At 65.4% G+C, this 15,903-nt stretch carries 15 protein-coding genes and 2 riboswitches; of the genes, 10 read left to right on the top strand and 5 right to left on the bottom strand.

All coding sequences use genetic code 11. The features are described from left to right. Positions 1-33 precede the first annotated feature (33 nt). From ugpA to NDN16_RS19855, 8 genes are all read left to right on the top strand, one after another. Positions 34-918 (top strand): sn-glycerol-3-phosphate ABC transporter permease UgpA, encoded by an 885-nt coding sequence (gene ugpA / locus NDN16_RS19890; RefSeq protein ID WP_251115199.1) that lies wholly within the window; start codon positions 34-36, stop codon positions 916-918. A gap of 14 nt (positions 919-932) precedes the next feature. Further along, entirely contained in the window at positions 933-1,781 is an 849-nt protein-coding gene (gene ugpE, locus NDN16_RS19885) for a sn-glycerol-3-phosphate ABC transporter permease UgpE (RefSeq protein ID WP_251115198.1), read from the top strand. A gap of 3 nt (positions 1,782-1,784) precedes the next feature. Continuing rightward, a complete protein-coding gene (locus NDN16_RS19880; protein WP_251115197.1) occupies positions 1,785-2,819 on the top strand; it encodes a sn-glycerol-3-phosphate import ATP-binding protein UgpC in 1,035 nt (344 codons plus the stop codon). An 87-nt stretch (positions 2,820-2,906) separates the two neighbouring features. After that, positions 2,907-2,998: riboswitch (glycine riboswitch) on the top strand. A gap of 2 nt (positions 2,999-3,000) precedes the next feature. Beyond that, a riboswitch (glycine riboswitch) is annotated at positions 3,001-3,096 on the top strand. A gap of 47 nt (positions 3,097-3,143) precedes the next feature. After that, positions 3,144-4,454 carry a D-amino acid dehydrogenase gene (locus NDN16_RS19875; protein WP_251115196.1) on the top strand — a complete coding sequence of 437 codons (1,311 nt, stop codon included), beginning with the start codon at positions 3,144-3,146 and terminating at the stop codon, positions 4,452-4,454. 95 nt (positions 4,455-4,549) lie between these two features. After that, positions 4,550-5,284: a trehalose-phosphatase gene (otsB, locus tag NDN16_RS19870; protein ID WP_251115195.1), complete on the top strand. Its 735-nt coding sequence runs from the start codon at positions 4,550-4,552 to the stop codon at positions 5,282-5,284. Next, a complete protein-coding gene (locus NDN16_RS19865) occupies positions 5,281-6,705 on the top strand; it encodes an alpha,alpha-trehalose-phosphate synthase (UDP-forming) (RefSeq protein WP_251115194.1) in 1,425 nt (474 codons plus the stop codon). The genes otsB and NDN16_RS19865 overlap by 4 nt, the downstream gene beginning before the upstream one ends. A gap of 128 nt (positions 6,706-6,833) precedes the next feature. Continuing rightward, the gene (locus NDN16_RS19860; RefSeq protein ID WP_251115193.1) at positions 6,834-7,472 is read left to right on the top strand and encodes a 2-dehydro-3-deoxy-phosphogluconate aldolase; all 639 of its coding nucleotides are present in this window, start codon (positions 6,834-6,836) and stop codon (positions 7,470-7,472) included. 8 nt (positions 7,473-7,480) lie between these two features. Beyond that, positions 7,481-8,161, top strand: a complete 681-nt coding sequence (locus tag NDN16_RS19855) for a GNAT family N-acetyltransferase (RefSeq protein WP_251115192.1) — start codon at positions 7,481-7,483, stop codon at positions 8,159-8,161. Here NDN16_RS19855 and NDN16_RS19850 read toward each other — a convergent pair. The 4 genes from NDN16_RS19850 to NDN16_RS19835 form a co-directional block, all read right to left on the bottom strand. Continuing rightward, entirely contained in the window at positions 8,158-8,601 is a 444-nt protein-coding gene (locus NDN16_RS19850) for a hypothetical protein (RefSeq protein WP_251115191.1), read from the bottom strand. The two genes, NDN16_RS19855 and NDN16_RS19850, sit on opposite strands and share 4 nt — an antisense overlap. A 61-nt stretch (positions 8,602-8,662) precedes the next feature. Then, the gene (locus NDN16_RS19845) at positions 8,663-9,643 is read right to left on the bottom strand and encodes a 2-hydroxyacid dehydrogenase (RefSeq protein ID WP_251115190.1); all 981 of its coding nucleotides are present in this window, start codon (positions 9,641-9,643) and stop codon (positions 8,663-8,665) included. Positions 9,644-9,680: 37 nt separating this feature from the next. Then, on the bottom strand, positions 9,681-10,691 hold the full coding sequence (locus tag NDN16_RS19840; protein ID WP_251115189.1) for a LacI family DNA-binding transcriptional regulator: 1,011 nt from the start codon (positions 10,689-10,691) through the stop codon (positions 9,681-9,683). Positions 10,692-10,758: 67 nt separating this feature from the next. Beyond that, the gene (locus NDN16_RS19835; RefSeq protein ID WP_251115188.1) at positions 10,759-11,235 is read right to left on the bottom strand and encodes a MarR family winged helix-turn-helix transcriptional regulator; all 477 of its coding nucleotides are present in this window, start codon (positions 11,233-11,235) and stop codon (positions 10,759-10,761) included. Between the two features lie 167 nt (positions 11,236-11,402). Here NDN16_RS19835 and NDN16_RS19830 point away from each other — a divergent pair, with 167 nt between their 5' ends. Next, positions 11,403-12,521, top strand: a complete 1,119-nt coding sequence (locus tag NDN16_RS19830; RefSeq protein ID WP_251115187.1) for a CobW family GTP-binding protein — start codon at positions 11,403-11,405, stop codon at positions 12,519-12,521. Next, positions 12,521-13,498 carry a WD40 repeat domain-containing protein gene (locus NDN16_RS19825; protein ID WP_251115186.1) on the top strand — a complete coding sequence of 326 codons (978 nt, stop codon included), beginning with the start codon at positions 12,521-12,523 and terminating at the stop codon, positions 13,496-13,498. The genes NDN16_RS19830 and NDN16_RS19825 overlap by 1 nt, the downstream gene beginning before the upstream one ends. Here NDN16_RS19825 and NDN16_RS19820 read toward each other — a convergent pair. Then, positions 13,495-15,885 (bottom strand): PAS domain-containing sensor histidine kinase, encoded by a 2,391-nt coding sequence (locus NDN16_RS19820; RefSeq protein WP_251115185.1) that lies wholly within the window; start codon positions 15,883-15,885, stop codon positions 13,495-13,497. The two genes, NDN16_RS19825 and NDN16_RS19820, sit on opposite strands and share 4 nt — an antisense overlap. Between the last annotated feature and the right edge of the window lie 18 nt (positions 15,886-15,903).

The raw sequence follows: 15,903 nt of genomic DNA, 5'->3' as shown, positions 1-15,903 counted from the left end.
CATTCATCCTGACAAGAGGTAGGCAGGGGCCGCATGGCACAGAAGCGCGTCACCTTCGGCGGCACCGCACTGCCGATCCTGCTGCTCGCCCCTCAATTGGCGATCACGGCGATCTTCTTCTTCTGGCCGGCCATCCAGGCCGTGCGGCAATCCCTGTATCGCTCCGATGCATTCGGATTCGGGGAGCGCTTCGTCGGAGGGGATAATTTCACCGCGCTGTTCCGTTCGGCACGGTACTGGGAATCGGTGCAGGTGACGGCGATCTTCGCCGCATCCGTCGCCATCATCACGCTGTGCGTCTCGCTGGCCTTCGCCTCGGCGGTGGACCGGATGATCCGCAGCCGGACCACCTATTCGACGCTGCTGATCTGGCCCTATGCCGTGGCGCCGGCGGTGGCCGGCGTGCTCTGGTGGTTCCTGTTCAACCCCTCGGTGGGCATCCTCGCCTATACGCTGCGCGGCTTCGGCATAAGCTGGAACCACTTCACCAATGGCAACCAGGCCCTGCTGCTGACGATCATTGCGGCAAGCTGGGCGCAGATTTCGTACAATTTCATCTTCTTCCTGGCAGGGCTTCAGTCCATACCGCGCTCGCTGATCGAGGCTGCGGCCATGGACGGCGCCGGTCCGGCCAAGCGCTTCTTCACGATCACCCTGCCATTGCTGTCGCCGACGATCTTCTTCCTGTCCGTCGTCAACATGGTCTACGCCTTCTTCGACACGTTCGGCATCATCGATACGACGACGGAGGGCGGGCCGGGCCGCCAGACGACGACATTGGTCTACCAGGCATATACGGACGGCTTTCTCGGGCAGAATTTCGGCTCGTCCGCCGCCCAGTCGGTCGTGCTGACCGTCGTCGTGATCCTTCTGACCGTGGTGCAGTTCCGCTTCGTGGAACGGCGCGTGCATTACTGACGAGGCGCCGAACCATGGTTGAGAACCGCCCCCTCTATACGTTCCTCACACATGCGATCCTGATCCTCGGGGTCGCGCTCGTGCTGTTTCCGGTCTGGATCGCCTTCGTCGCATCCACCCATACGTCGTTCCGGCTCAACAGCGGCATCGCGCCGTTCTGGCCGGGCGGCGAATTCTGGACGAACTACAGCCTGATCCTGTCGGACGGAGCCAGCCGGAACGGGCTGCCGCCGGTGCTGCCGATGATGCTCAATTCGCTGGTGATGGCGCTCGGGGTCGCCTTCGGCAAGATCGTCATCTGCATCCTGTCGGCCTTCGCCATCGTCTACTTCCGCTTCCGCTTCCGCATGGTGGCCTTCTGGGCGATCTTCATGACCCTGATGCTGCCGGTGGAGGTGCGAATCGTCCCGACATTCCAGGTCGTCGCGGGGCTCGGGCTGCTCAACTCCTATGCGGGGCTCGTCGTGCCGCTGATCGCCAGCGCGACGGCGACGTTCCTGTACCGGCAGGTATTCCTGTCCATTCCGGACGAAATGCTGGAGGCGGCTCGGATAGACGGGGCGGGGCCGCTGAAGTTCCTGTGGGATATCGTCATACCGCTGACCCGCACCTCGACGGCGGCGCTGTTCGTCATCCTCTTCGTCTATGGATGGAACCAGTATCTGTGGCCGCTGCTCGTCACCACCCAGCCCGACTATTACACCGTCGTCATGGGTATCCAGCGCATCGCGCGGGCCGTCGATTCGGAGCCGGTCTGGAATCTCGTCATGGGCGTCGCCGTGATGGCCATGCTGCCGCCGGTCATCGTCGTCATCGCCATGCAGAAGCTGTTCGTGCGCGGCCTTACGGAAACGGAGAAATAGGAAATGGCGTCCATCGTTCTGGACACGGTCCGCAAGGTCTATCCCGGCGGACAGGAGGCGGTGAAGGGCATTTCCCTCGACGTGGCGGATGGCGAGTTCGTCGTGCTCGTCGGACCGTCCGGCTGCGGCAAGTCGACATTGCTGCGCATGGTGGCTGGGCTGGAAACCATCACCAGCGGCGAATGCCGGATCGGCGATCGCCTCGTCAACGATGTCGAGCCCGCCGACAGGGACATCGCCATGGTGTTCCAGAACTATGCGCTGTATCCGCATATGAGCGTGCGCCAGAACCTGGCCTACGGCCTGCGCAACCGCAAGACGCCGAAGGCCGAGATCGAGAAGCGGATCGCCGATACCGCCGCGATCCTGGAGATTTCCGATTTCCTCGATCGCAAGCCGCGGCAGTTGTCCGGCGGCCAGCGGCAGCGCGTGGCCATGGGCCGCGCCATCGTGCGGGAGCCGGCCGCCTTTCTGTTCGACGAGCCGCTGTCCAACCTCGACGCCAAGCTGCGCGTGCAGATGCGCGCCGAGATCCGGGCCTTGCAGGCGCGCCTCGGGACCACGAGCCTCTACGTCACCCATGACCAGCTCGAAGCCATGACGCTGGCCGACAGGCTGGTGGTGCTGAATGGGGGACGAATCGAGCAGGTCGGTACTCCGCTCGAGGTCTACGAGCGACCGGCCAGTCTTTTCGTCGCCAGCTTCATAGGCTCTCCCGCCATGAACCTCGTGCCTACGGGCGCCCTGTCGAACATGGCCGGCCAGCCGGGCACGGCGGACACGATCGGGGTGCGGCCCGAGCATATGCGCCTTGCCGAGCGCGCCGGCCCGGGGGAACTGGGGCTGGATCTCAAGGTCAGCGCCGTCGAGATGGTCGGAGCGGAAACCTATCTCTACGGCCTGCGGGACGGGCTGACGGCGCCGATCGCGGTACGCATGCCCGGATATCAGAGGCGCAATATCGGCGAAGCCTTCACCGCGGTCGCCGACATTGCGGGCCTGCATCATTTCGACAGGGACGGACGTCGTATCGGGTGAGATAACTGGAAGTAGACGGTGCACACTCGAACAGTGCCTAAAAGTTAATCTTGCCGCTCGGTGCGGCAATGTGTATAAAGTCCCTACACGCCGCTTGCGGGAGAGACTGGCCTTTAACGGCCGGCGCCGAAGGAGCAACCGCCCCGGAATCTCTCAGGCAGAAGGACCGCGCGGCGTTAAACATCCGGAGAGTGGTCGCGGCAACGCGGCCCGCCGAAGGAGAAAGCGTTGCGGGACTGACTCGCGCAACGTGAAGCTCTCAGGCCAATGACGGATGGGGCACGCAGTCAGCGCCGCGCACAGCCGCGGCCGAAAGGATCTGTCGTGACCTCAGTTGCCGTCATCGGCGCCGGTATCACCGGCGTGACAACCGCTTACAAGCTCATGAAGCAGGGCATGGACGTTACGGTCTTCGACCGTAATCCCTATGCGGCCATGGAAACGTCCTTCGCCAATGGTGGGCAGCTTTCGGCGTCCAACGCCGAGGTATGGAACTCGCCGTCCACCTTCATCAAGGGCGTGAAATGGATGCTGAAGAAGGATGCGCCTTTGCTGGTGCACCCGGCGCCGACCTGGCACAAGCTGTCCTGGATGGCGGAGTTCGTCCTTGCGGCCCGCAATTACGAAGAAAACACCATAGCGACGGTCAAGATGGCGATCGCCGCGCGCCGCCATCTCCTGGAGATGGCCGAGGCCGAGGGCTTCGGCTTCGACGTCGAGAAGCGCGGCATCCTCCATGTCTACGAGTCCAAGTCCGAATTCGAGCATGCGAGCCGCGTCAGCCAGCTCTACAAGCAGGGCGGGCTCGATCGCCGCGCACTCGGCGACAGCGAAATCCATGACATCGAGCCGGCATTGGCCGGCAAGTTCTATGGCGGCTTCTTCACCGAAAGCGATTTCACCGGCGATATCCACCGCTACACGCGCGGGCTGGCCGATGCCTGCCGCCGCAAGGGCGTAACCTTCGTCTACGAGGCGAACGTCTCCCGGCTGCGGCATGGGCCCGAGGGCGTCACCGTATCCAGTTCGCTGGCCGACGCGTCGGAAGCGACGCACCAGCGCTTCGACGCCGTCGTCATCTGCGCGGGTGTCGAAAGCCGCCGTTTCGCCTCCATGCTGGGAGACCGCGTCAACATCTATCCGGTAAAGGGCTACTCGATCACCGTCAATCTCGAAGATCACGAAAGCCAGCAGGGCGCCCCCTGGGTCAGCCTCCTGGACGACAAGGCCAAGATCGTCACCAGCCGCCTCGGCCGCAATCGCCTTCGGATCGCCGGTACGGCCGAGTTTGCCGGATACAACCGCGACATCAAGATGGATCGCATCCGGCCGCTCGTCGAATGGTGCCGCCATCGCTTCCCGCGGGTATCGACGGCCTCGTCCGTGCCGTGGGCGGGCCTGCGGCCCATGATGCCCGATATGATGCCGCGCGTCGGCCGCGGCCATGCGAAGGGCGTCTACTACAATACCGGCCATGGCCATCTGGGCTGGACCTTGTCGGCCATCACGGCCGACACCATCGCGGCGGAACTGGCCGGCGACATGCCCGGCAGCCGTCATGTCGCGCCTTCGCTCCCGACGGTGAACGAAGTCCGCGAAGAGGCGGCGGAGCAGGCGGCGCGCCAGGCCGCCTGAGCGTTGCGGAAGGCCGGGCGATAACCCCGGCCTTCGTCCGTTTGCAGCCGATGGGGGTGGCTATCGCAGACCGTTCGCCTATGTTCAGGGGCGAGATGCAAGCCAGAACCCAAATCGATTTCAGTCGCCATGCCCTGTTCCTCGACTTCGATGGAACGCTCGTCGATTTCGTCGACGATCCGTCAGCCGTTTCCATTCGTTCGGGCACGCTCCGAAGTCTGATGGCGCTGCAGGCCGCGCTGTCCGGCGCGCTCGCCATCGTCAGCGGCCGGCGCATCGCCGACCTCGACCGTTTCCTGTCGCCGCTCGAATTCGCCGCCGCCGGCGTCCATGGGCTGGAGCTTCGCTCAGGCCCGGGCGCCCCTGTCGAGCGGATCGCCCGTCCCGAGGATATGGACCCCATCCGCGCCGCACTTGCCGAAGGGGTTGCCGGGGATGCCGATCTGAGGCTCGAGGACAAGGGAACGGCGCTTGTCCTGCATTACCGGACGGCGCCCCACCGCCGGCAGGACGCCGAACGCCTGATGGACGACGCCGTCTCCGGGGTTTCTGGCCTGAAAGTCATGCGCGGCAACAATATCGTCGAGGTCCATCCGGCCGGAATGGACAAGGGCGCGGCCCTGCGCCGGCTGATGCAAGCCGCGCCCTTTGCCGGCCGCAAGCCGATCTATATCGGTGACGACACGACGGATGAGTTCGCATTCGCCGTTGTTCCGGAACTGGATGGTGCCGGCATCAAGGTGGGGCAGGGCGCGACCGCGGCAACGGAGCGGCTGGCCGATGTCTCGGCCGTCGAACGCTGGCTGGCAGAAGCTGGAGAGCGCACATGAGCGGGGAGGCGAAAAGGCTCGTCGTGGTTTCCAACCGCGTCGGCCCTCTCAATGACGAGGGCAAGGCCGGCGGCCTTGCAGTCGGCCTTGCGGATGCCCTGCGCAGGCGAGGCGGCCTGTGGTTCGGCTGGAGCGGCGAAGTCTCGCCGCAGGGCACGTTCAGCGAACTCAAGACGGAGATCGTGGGGTCGACGGCGCTCGTCACCATCGATCTCAACAAGGAAGAACTGGCCGGCTTCTATTACGGCTATGCCAACCGCTCGCTCTGGCCGCTGCTCCATTACCGCCTCGATATAGCGCAGTTCGACCGCCAGTCCGACCGCATCTACCGGTCGGTTAACCAACGTTTTGCCGCACGGCTGTATCCCCAGCTCGACGAAAGCGACGTCGTCTGGGTGCATGACTATCACTTCTTCTACCTGGGTTCCGAGCTTCGGCAATGCGGCTTCAATGGCCGGCTCGGCTTCTTCCTGCACATACCGTTCTGCCCACCGGAGATACTGACCGCACTCCCGGCCAGCCACGACCTCGTGCGCGCCATGCTGGCCTATGACGTCATAGGCTTCCAGACCGCGCAGGACAGGCGCAATTTCGTGGCCTTCTGCACGCAGGAACTGGGCGGCGAGGAACTCGACAAGGACAGGGTCCGGGTATCCGGCCGGACCGTCCGCGCCAGCGCCTTCCCCATCGGCATCGACGCGGAAGGGTTCGCCGAGTTCGCGCTGAGCCCCGAGGCGGTCGAGCACGAGGAGATGGTGCGCGACATCGCCCATGGCCGGCACCAGATCGTAGGCGTCGACCGGCTGGATTACTCCAAGGGGATCATCGAGCGGCTGCGCGGCTTCGAACAGCTGCTGGAAGACTACCCTGAAAATCGCGGCGCATCGCAGTTCCTGCAGGTGGCGCCGCTGTCGCGTGCCGAGCTGGACGCCTATGCGGAACTGCGGGTCGAGGTGGAGCAACTGGCCGGCAACATCAACGGGCGCTTCGCCACGCTGGATTGGACGCCGGTCCAGATCATGACGCGCGGTTTTACCCGCCGGGCCCTGGCCGGCATCTACCGTGCAGCGCGCGTCTGCATGGTGACGCCGCTTCGCGACGGCATGAACCTCGTCGCCAAGGAGTATGTCGCGGCCCAGAACAGCAACGACCCCGGCGTCCTCGTGCTGTCGCGGTTTGCCGGTGCGCGGGAGGAACTGGGGCAAGCGCTGATCGTCAATCCCTACTCGTCCGAAGATGTGGCAAGGGCCATGCAACGGGCGCTGACGATGTCTCTTTCCGAACGCAAGGAGCGTCACGAGGCATTGCGGCGAACCGTGTTCGGCAATACCGCAGGCCACTGGTGCGCTGCTTTCCTTTCCGCGCTGGAGGACGACCGGCCCGAAGTCGCCGCACAGGGCGACCCGGTCATCAAGGGCTGACGGCGGACGGATCGCTCCCGCTCTGCCGCAAAATGCTGTAGAGCGTTTCCTACTCATATCGAAACACTCTAAAAGCACGGGCGAGCGAGTCGCGATGCCCTTGCCGTATGTCCAGGAGAGGAAGTGAGATGGCGCAGAAGACGGATGCCTTGCGGACGGTCCTGACGGGACAGCCTGTCATTCCCGTGGTCGCTGTCGAAAGCGCCGCCGCCGCGGTGGACCTTGCCCGCGCGCTTGCAGCCGGCGGCCTTCCGGCGATCGAGATCACGCTGCGCACTCCTGCGGCGCTGGACGCCATCCGCGCCGTCGCTTCCGACGTGCCCGAAGCCATCTGCGGCGCAGGCACGATCCTGACCCCGCAGCAATACGATGCCGCCGAAGAGGCCGGAGCCACCTTCATCGTATCGCCCGGCGCCACGGTAGAAGTGCTGGACGCCGCAAAGGCCGGCGACGCGCCGCTTTTGCCCGGCGCGGCGACGCCGAGCGAACTGATGGCGATGATCGAGGAGGGCTACGAAGTCCTCAAGTTCTTCCCGGCCGAGCAGCTGGGCGGCATCGCCTATCTCAAGGCGCTTGCCCCGGTGTTCCAGAACATAAGCTTCTGTCCCACGGGCGGCGTCTCGCCGGCCAACGTACACGACTATCTCGCCTTGCCCAACGTGATCTGCGTCGGCGGATCCTGGGTCGCTCCGAAAGACCGCCTCGCAGCGGGAGATTTCGCGGCCGTCACGGCCCTGGCGGCGGAAGCCGCCGCCCTGCGCGGCTGAGAACCCGGATGCACACCGACCTCTCGCACTACACGCCGCGTCCGCACCCCGGCGACGCGCCGATGGCCGGCCGCTTCGCGAATGTCGTACGCATCGACCGCGCCCACCTGCGCGACCTCCACGAAGCGTTCACCCTGCCCGGCAGCGAAGGGCTCTGGGACTATCTCGCCTACGGGCCCTTCGCGGATTACGACACCTTCGAGCGGTTTGCCGAGGCCACCTATTTCGGCGACGATCCATGCTTCTACAGCGTGATCGACCGCGACAGCGGAAAGGCGCTTGGCGTCCTCTCGCTCATGCGGATCGACCGCGCGAACGGCGTCATCGAAATCGGCAACATCTGCTTTTCGCCGGCCCTCCAGCGGACCAGGATCGCCAGCGAGGCGTTTCACCTCGTCTTGCGGCGCGTCTTCGGCGAGCTCGGCTATCGCCGCTACGAATGGAAGTGCAACGACGAGAATGCGCCGTCCCATGCAGCCGCACGGCGGCTGGGATTCCGCTACGAGGGCTTGTTCCGCCAGCATATGATCGTAAAGCAGCGCAACCGCGACACGGCGTGGTATTCGATCATCGACGGCGAATGGCCGGCGCTCGACGCCGCCTATGCGGCCTACCTCGACGATTCGAACTACGATGCCGAGGGCCGGCAGAGCCGATCCCTCGGTCGTTTCATCGCCGAAACGCTCTAGCTTTTGGCGGGCACCACGGTGATGAGCGCCGTTGCCGGGTAGACGCTTTCGTACAGGACGCCGTCGCCCGGCGAGAACTCCAGCACCGTACGGCCGCTGTCGTCCGCCATCAGCAAGGTGCCATTCGCCCCGATGCGCCAGTAGGCGGCCTTCGAAAGGTCGCTCGAAGACGCGCAATCCGGCCCCATGGGAATGCGCTGCCAGGAGCCGTCGACGTCCGTCGGCTCCGGAACCTTGCAACTCGCGCCGTCACGAAGATCGATGAAGCGGAGCGCCTTGCGCTCCGCGCCGTCGGCCTGTCGCGTCGAATTGGTGATCTCCGGCGACGGCGACAGCGACGACAGCAGCGACTCGTGCGCGGCCACCGTGGCGCCCTGCATGTTCGACACCGCGATCACACCGGCCAGGCCGATCGAAAGAACCATCACGGCGTAATTCATGGCGATCCCTCCTCTTCGGTTGGAAGACCGGAAGTATAGCTTTCTTAAGCTTACCTAAGGGTTAACCGTGGCGTCGGACACCGGCCGAGACGCATTCGGCGACGGGTGTCGGCACGTCGCTTCCGGAAAACCAGGCTTGAAGGTTCCGGACGACGAGGTTGCCCATCTCGTTGCGCGTGTGGTGCGAGGCCGACCCGACATGCGGCAGAAGCACGGCATTCGGCAGGTCGATTAGCGCCTGCGGAACCTTCGGCTCCTTTTCGAAGACGTCGAGGCCGGCCGCCATGATGGTGCCGTCCTGCAGCGCGGCGATCAGTGCGTCTTCATCCACGGTCGTTCCCCGCCCGATATTGATGAGAATGCCATTCGGTCCGAGCGCCTTCAGCACCGCAGCATCGATGGCCTTGTCCGTGGACGCGCCGCCCGGCGCGGCGACGATCAGGGTATCGACGGCGCCGGCGAGCTCTTCCAGCGACCCATGATAGGCGTAGGGCACGTCGTCTCGCTTGCGACGGTTGAAATAGGCCACCGCGACGCCGAAGCTCTCGAGGCGCCTGGCGATGGCGATGCCGATGCGACCGAGCCCCATGATGCCAACGGTGCGGCCGCGCAGCGTGCCATGGGTCAGCGGGTAGGGGCCTTCCCCTTCCCATTTTCCGGCGCGCAGGTAGCGCTCGGCCTGCGGCAATTCACGCACCGTCATCAGCAGAAGGCCAAGTGCGGTGTCGGCGACCTCCTCCGTCAGGACATCGGGCGTGTTGGTAACCATGATGCCTTTGGAAGCGGCATGGGCCGCATCGACGCTGTCGTAGCCGACGCCGAAGCTCGCGACGATCTCCAGCGCCGGAAGCGCGTCCATCATCGAAGCGGAAACGTTGCCGAAGGATGCTATGCCGCGGATTGCGGCTTTCTCGTCCTCCGACAGTTCGGAAAGGTCGCGTTTCTGGAATTCCCGGACCGAGAACAGCGCCTCCAGGGCTTTGCGAGATTCGGCGTGAAAGCCGATCGGGACGAGCACGGGCACTGTCTTGAGGTCTGCCATTTTCAGTCGTTTCCTTCTTGTGGATAAGGGCCTGTCGTCAAGGCCCTTCCGTGGATTGCCTGACCTTGATCTGCGGTGTGATCAACTCGACGGACTCGACGGCAGGGGCGCCGTTGAGCCGGGCCAGCAGCGCGGCCGCGGCGCGCCGGCCCACCTCGCTCTGGCCGTTGGCGACGGTGGTCAGCGACGGCATGGCGATGGCCGCCTCGTCGATATCGTCATAGCCCGTCACCGCGATGTCCACGCCGGGACGAAGGCCCTCGCGGGCCAGCCCATACATGAAGCCGAGCGCGACGAGGTCGGAGAAGCAGGCGACCGCATCGGGCCGCTCGGGCAGCCGCAGGAAGCCCGCGACGGCGTCGAAGCCCGAATGTCGGCTGCGCGGTCCAGGGATCCGCCATTCCGGCCGATAGTCGATTCCGGCCTCGGCCAATGCCTCGCGGTAGCCGCGCTCGCGCTCGCGGCCGGTGGAGGTAAGGTCCGTGCCGCCCACCATGGCGATGCGACGATAGCCTTTGCCGATCAGGTGATTGACGGCAAGACGCATGCCATAGCTGTCGTCGCCGCTGAAGGACGTGACGCCGCAGCCCTCGACCGTCCGGGCGATGAGGGTGACCGGCAGGTCGTTCTGTTCGGCAAGGTGGATGTCGGGAGCGGGCGTCCCGATGGCCGGAGACATGATGAGGCCGTCTGCGCCGAGCTGCAGCATCGTGTCCACGAAGGCGCGCTGCTTGGAGAGCTGGTCGTAGTGATTGCACAGGACGAAGGTCTGGCGATGCCGGTCGAGCTCGTTCTCGATGGCCTTCAGGATCTCGCCGAAGAACGGGTTCATGATGTCGCTGACGCAGACGCCGATGATGCCGGATTTCGACGTGCGAAGGCTCGCTGCGCGCCGGTTGTAGATGTAGCCGGAGGCGCGCGCCTCTTCCTTGATGCGCTCACGGGTCGACTCGGCCACCAGCGGGCTGTCACGCAACGCCAGGGACACGGTTGCGGTGGACAGGCCGAGCGCCTCCGCAATCGTCGACAATTTGACCTTTTGAGCCACCGATCTCCCGAGACATTCGATCCGGCAGTGAATCTGCCTGAACGATCCTTAAGCGATGGACCGCTTTTCATGCAACAGAGGAGTGCGACGCTTCCCCCTCTTCGCCGCTTTCGGCGGCGGCCGGCGCCAGGTTGCGGTCCATCTTGCCGAGGAGCTTGCGCAGGCGCCTGCGCTGCTTCTGGCTGAATCCGGCGAGCGCCGTCTCCTCCATGTCGCGGCGCGCCCGCCTGACGGCGCTTGCGGCCAGGCGGCCGCTGTCGGTCAGGAAAGCGAAGTTCTGGCGCCGGTCTTCGGTCGACGCGCGCTTTTCGAGGAAACCTTCGGCGGACATGCGCCCGACCGTCTTGGTGACGGTGGGCGCGGACACACCCAGGCCGGCGGCAAGTTCAGCCAGCGATTGTCCGTCGCGCGCGGCGAGCGCAAGAAGCAGCGCGTCCTGGCCCGGATGCAGGCCGAGGCCGGCCAGATGCCGCGCCAGCAACTGGCGTTCCGCCCGTGCGGTAACGGTCAGCTGCCGCAGGATGGATGTCTTGCCCTTCTTCATGCCTGGCCTTTCCGCACTCGTCCGTCGCGTCACTCTTGCAGGGGCGCCGGCGGTCCGTCCATAGGAAGCGCGGCCAGAAGCCGCTTCCCCTCCAAAATCATCCGTGCAATCGCAGCGCCGGCTCCTTATATCGGTGTCCAACCTATCCGCAGGAGACAGGCAAGCCCATGTCGCGCACAGATAACGCCGCCGCCGAACAGGTTCCCGTAACGGTACTGACCGGCTATCTCGGCTCGGGAAAGACCACCCTGTTGAACCGCATCCTGACCGGCGATCACGGCAAGCGCTATGCCGTCATCGTCAACGAGTTCGGCGAGATCGGCATCGACAACGACCTGATCGTGGAGACCGACGAGGAAATCTACGAGATGAACAACGGCTGCATCTGCTGCACCGTGCGAGGCGATCTCGTGCGCGTGGTGGAAGGGCTGGTTCGCCGCAAGGGCCGGTTCGACGCGATCATCGTCGAGACCACCGGTCTGGCGGACCCGGTGCCCGTGGCGCAGACCTTCTTCATGGACGACGACGTGCGCGCCCGCACGCGCCTCGACGCCGTCGTGGCCCTCGTCGACGCCAAGCACCTTCCGCTGCGCCTCAAGGACTCGCGCGAGGCCGAAGACCAGATCGCCTTCGCCGACGTCGTCATCGTCAACAAGACGGATCTCGTGACCGCCGAAGAGCTTGCCGCCGTCGAGGCCACCGTGCGCGCCATCAATCCGCATGCCCGCATCCACCGCGCCGCCCGGGCCGAGGTGGACCTTGCCCGTGTGCTGGACCAGGGAGCCTTCGACCTTGCGCGGGTGCTGGACGAAGACCCCGCCTTCCTGGAGCAGGCCGCCCACGCGCATGACGACCATGTCTGCGGGCCGGACTGCGACCACGACCATCATCATCATCATGACGACCACGATCATGACCATCATCATCACGACCATGGCCATCACCACCACGGCGAGGCGGCGGCCATCCACGACGTCACGGTGACGTCGATCTCGCTCAAGGGCGGCGAGATGGATGAGAAGAAATTCTTTCCCTGGATACAGGCACTGACCCAGACCGAGGGGCCGAACATCCTGCGGTTGAAGGGCATCATCGCCTTTGCAGGGGATCCGGACCGTTATGTTGTGCAGGGCGTGCACATGATCATCGAGGGTGACCACCAGCGCAAGTGGCGGGACGGGGAGCCGCGTGAAAGCCGGCTCGTCTTCATCGGCCGCGAACTGGATCGTGCGCGGCTGGAAGCCGGCTTCATGGCCTGCAGGGCGGAAGCGAAGACGCCCGCCTGATGCCACAGATCGCCCCGTACGAGTTCGACACCTTCGTCGCCTGCGCCACCTTCCTCGGCGACGTCCCTTTCTTTGCGCTCGCCGACGGTACAGTCCGGCGGATGCAGGGTGGGGAAACCGCCATCGAGACAAACCCGGCCGGCCTGGTAGTGGCCAGGCATGACGAAACGTCCAACCGTCTCCTCTGCGGCGGCGAAGACGGGCGCGTGGTCGCGCTCGGCGTCGATGGCCAGGCCGTAGAGCTGGCCTCTATCGGCCGCAAATGGATATCCTCGGTCGCCGGAGGTCCGTCCGGCGCCGTCGCCTTCACCTCCGGTCGCACGGTCCATGTCCGCCTGCCGGACGGCACCATGAAGACGCATACGCACGACCGCTCGGCCGAGGACGTCGCGTTTGCACCGAAGGGCATGCGCGTCGCCTTTGCGCGCTACGACGGCGCGAGCCTCTGGTTTCCGGCGATGCAGACGCCGCCGACCGGCCTGGAGTGGAAGGGCGCGCACATGTCCGTCGGCTTTTCTCCCGATGGGCGGTTCCTGGTGACGGCCATGCAGGAAAACGCTCTACATGGCTGGCGCCTGGACGACGGAAAGCACATGCGCATGACGGGTTATCCGTCGAAGGTGAAAGGCTGGTCCTGGTCGGCGAAGGGCAGGTATCTTGCCACGACGGGAGCCCCGGCGGCGATCCTCTGGCCATTCTCCGGCAAGGAAGGTCCGATGGGCAAGGCGCCGCTGGAACTGGGTACGCGCGGCGACACGATGGTCACCAGCGTGGCGTGCCACCCGGGCGACGATATCCTGGCCATCGGCTATGCGGACGGAATGGTCCTTGCGGTTCGCTTCGCCGACCAGAAGGAGGCGCTGCTGCGTCGCGGCGGCAAGGGTTCGGTGAACGGCATGAGCTGGCACCGTGAGGGCCGGCTTTTGGCATTCGGCACGGAATCCGGCGAAGCCGGCGTCATCGATATCGCCGTTTAAGGTCTTTCTGCGGCATCCCTCGGCGGCCCGTCCCCGCGGTTTTCAGCCTCGTCCGGGCCGAGATGCACCGGCGCCTCGATGACGAGGCTGGCTCCGTCCGGGGGAAAGGTCAGGTCGACCGTTCCACCGATCTCGACCGGAAGGGACTGCCGGATCAGCTTCAGGCCCAGCCCGAAGCGGCGCGGCGGCTGGACCGTCGGGCCACCCCGCTCCTTCCAGATCATCCGGAGGTGCGGGCCGGAAGGCGTCATCGAGACCGACCAGCCGAGATCGACGATCCCCGTCCCGCCGCTCAGGGATCCGTAGCGCATCGCGTTCGACAGCATCTCGAAAAGGGTCAGTGAAAGGGCAAGGCTCTGCCGGGCCGACAGATGCACGTCGGGCCCGCCATATCGGATACGCTTGGCCTTCGTCGCATCGCGGCCGGCCATGATCCGGTCGACGACGGCGCGCAGCGGCGCGCTGGTCCAACTGGTCGTCGTCAGGATTTCGTGCGCCTCGCGCAGGGCGGCCAGCCGGGCGACGAACGCGGCGAGCCCCTCGCGCGGGGTGGCTGCCCGGCGCATGGTCAGCCCGGCCAGCGCCTCTACCATGGCAAGCGTGTTCTTGACCCGGTGTCGCAGTTCCCGCGTCATCAAGGCTTGCCTGTCCTGTGCCGTCCTCTCCTCCGTCACGTCATGCACCGCCCCCACGAAGCGGACGACGCGCCCCTCTTCGGCAACGGTCTGCGCTTCCAGGCGGATGTGCCGGATGCCGCCGTCGACCCGATTGAAGGTCCGGAACTGCAGGTCCAGAAGGCTTTCCGTGCCGGAGCCGAGCGCCTTCTCCACCTGGACCCGAAGCACGGGACAGTCTTCCGGCGCGATCGACCCAAGGAGATCGTCCGGAAAGATCGGCTCGGCCGTCCCGGCAACGCCGAAGATGGCCCTGCATCTTTCGTCCATGTCGAACGCGCCGGACAAGGGGCGATAGTCGAGCGTGCCGATATCCGCGGCTTCCTGCGCCAGGCGGAGCCGCGTTTCGGTTTCGATCAGCCGCCGCTCCGCGAGCCGGCGGCGGCTGTAGGTCCACGCACGGTTGAGGATGTCGCGGACGAAAGCGAGCTCCTCTTCGTCCCAGTTGCGGGGGCGGGAGCTGAAAAGAAACAGGATGATCCGCACACGGCCGTCTTCCACCACCGCCATGTTGATCATGGCGGCGACGTTCAACCCTTGCCAGAACTCCATGTTTTCGCGGGTGGCTGGGTGCAGGTGCACATCTTCCACAACCAGCGTTCCGTCCTGCGTGAGCCGATCCACCAGCCGCCGTTCGATCCGGCCGATCTTCCCGTGCGGCGGGATGGCGGGCGAAACGCCGTCGGTCCATTGCGCGGTGACCGCGAAATACTGGCCGTCATCGGTGATGGCGGCGTATCCCACCTGGCCCAGCTCCAGCGTCTCCCCTATGATCGCCAGCGAGCGCACGGAATAGTCGATCGAATCGCCGAGCTGCTCGACGCCTTCGTCGCCCAGGCGCAGCAGCGCGGCCTGCATGTTGCGCCGTCGCTTTTCCTGCGTGATGTCGATGATGGCCCCGGGAAACCGGATCGGATCGCCGAGCGCATCGTGGAAGCAGCGCCCCTGTGCCGATACCCAGTGGACATCGCCCATACGGTCGATGGTGCGGTATTCCAGCGTAAAGGGCTGGCCCGATATCTTGGCGGCCATGATCCGGGTTCTGGCCGTCTCCCGGTCTTCGGGGTGGACACCCTCCAGAAACCGTTCGATAGGCAGCGGGCCCGTCGCTGCGGATGTCGGCAATCCGAAGAAATCGCGGAACTTGTCGTCGGCATAGACGAGATCGTTGACGACGTCCCAGTCCCACGTGCCGACCAGCGCGGACGAATTGAGAGCATAGTCCAGCCGCTCGCGGCTCGCCTCCAGCTCATGCTGGATGCGTCGCTCTTCGGTACGGTCGCGAAGGATGTGCAGGAAGCCCGCCAAAGCATCGCTGTCGTCTCGCAAGACCATGACTTCTCCCGAGGCGAAGAAGTGCATGCCGTCGGCGCGGCGATGCCACCGCTCCTGCCGGGTCGAGCTGGAGGCGAGGGCCGCGCGCATCGCCGCCGACGGTACTTTGGCGAGGATATCCGCCTCGGTGAAGATTTCCTCGATGGAGCGGCCGATCATCGCCTGTTCGGACCATCCGAACAGCGTGGAGGCCGACTCCGTCCACAGGGTTATCCTGCCGTCCAGGTCGGTGGCGATGATCGCATAGTCGACGATGCTGTTGACGATGAGGCGATAGCGCGAACGGCTTTCGTTGAGTGCCTTGCGCGCCAGCGCCAGCTCCGCCTCGAGCGCGGCGATGCGCGCTTGCGCCGGATCGGGGGCCTCAGGCTCGGGCATCGGAATGGGCGCATGGAG

It is taken from the genome of Aureimonas altamirensis (assembly GCF_023702225.1).
Classification (GTDB): Bacteria; Pseudomonadota; Alphaproteobacteria; order Rhizobiales; family Rhizobiaceae; genus Aureimonas; species Aureimonas altamirensis_B.
This window is presented reverse-complemented; position numbering and strand designations above follow the sequence as displayed.

What these genes read in the sequence shown, in the direction of transcription:
- NDN16_RS19845 (WP_251115190.1), bottom strand. Translation starts at nt 9,643, where the DNA reads ATGGCAGACCTCAAGACAGTGCCCGTGCTCGTCCCGATCGGCTTTCAC.
- otsB (WP_251115195.1), top strand. Translation starts at nt 4,550, where the DNA reads ATGCAAGCCAGAACCCAAATCGATTTCAGTCGCCATGCCCTGTTCCTC.
- NDN16_RS19865 (WP_251115194.1), top strand. Translation starts at nt 5,281, where the DNA reads ATGAGCGGGGAGGCGAAAAGGCTCGTCGTGGTTTCCAACCGCGTCGGC.
- ugpA (WP_251115199.1), top strand. Translation starts at nt 34, where the DNA reads ATGGCACAGAAGCGCGTCACCTTCGGCGGCACCGCACTGCCGATCCTG.
- NDN16_RS19825 (WP_251115186.1), top strand. Translation starts at nt 12,521, where the DNA reads ATGCCACAGATCGCCCCGTACGAGTTCGACACCTTCGTCGCCTGCGCC.
- NDN16_RS19830 (WP_251115187.1), top strand. Translation starts at nt 11,403, where the DNA reads ATGTCGCGCACAGATAACGCCGCCGCCGAACAGGTTCCCGTAACGGTA.
- NDN16_RS19880 (WP_251115197.1), top strand. Translation starts at nt 1,785, where the DNA reads ATGGCGTCCATCGTTCTGGACACGGTCCGCAAGGTCTATCCCGGCGGA.
- NDN16_RS19850 (WP_251115191.1), bottom strand. Translation starts at nt 8,601, where the DNA reads ATGAATTACGCCGTGATGGTTCTTTCGATCGGCCTGGCCGGTGTGATC.
- ugpE (WP_251115198.1), top strand. Translation starts at nt 933, where the DNA reads ATGGTTGAGAACCGCCCCCTCTATACGTTCCTCACACATGCGATCCTG.
- NDN16_RS19835 (WP_251115188.1), bottom strand. Translation starts at nt 11,235, where the DNA reads ATGAAGAAGGGCAAGACATCCATCCTGCGGCAGCTGACCGTTACCGCA.
- NDN16_RS19855 (WP_251115192.1), top strand. Translation starts at nt 7,481, where the DNA reads ATGCACACCGACCTCTCGCACTACACGCCGCGTCCGCACCCCGGCGAC.
- NDN16_RS19820 (WP_251115185.1), bottom strand. Translation starts at nt 15,885, where the DNA reads ATGCCCGAGCCTGAGGCCCCCGATCCGGCGCAAGCGCGCATCGCCGCG.
- NDN16_RS19860 (WP_251115193.1), top strand. Translation starts at nt 6,834, where the DNA reads ATGGCGCAGAAGACGGATGCCTTGCGGACGGTCCTGACGGGACAGCCT.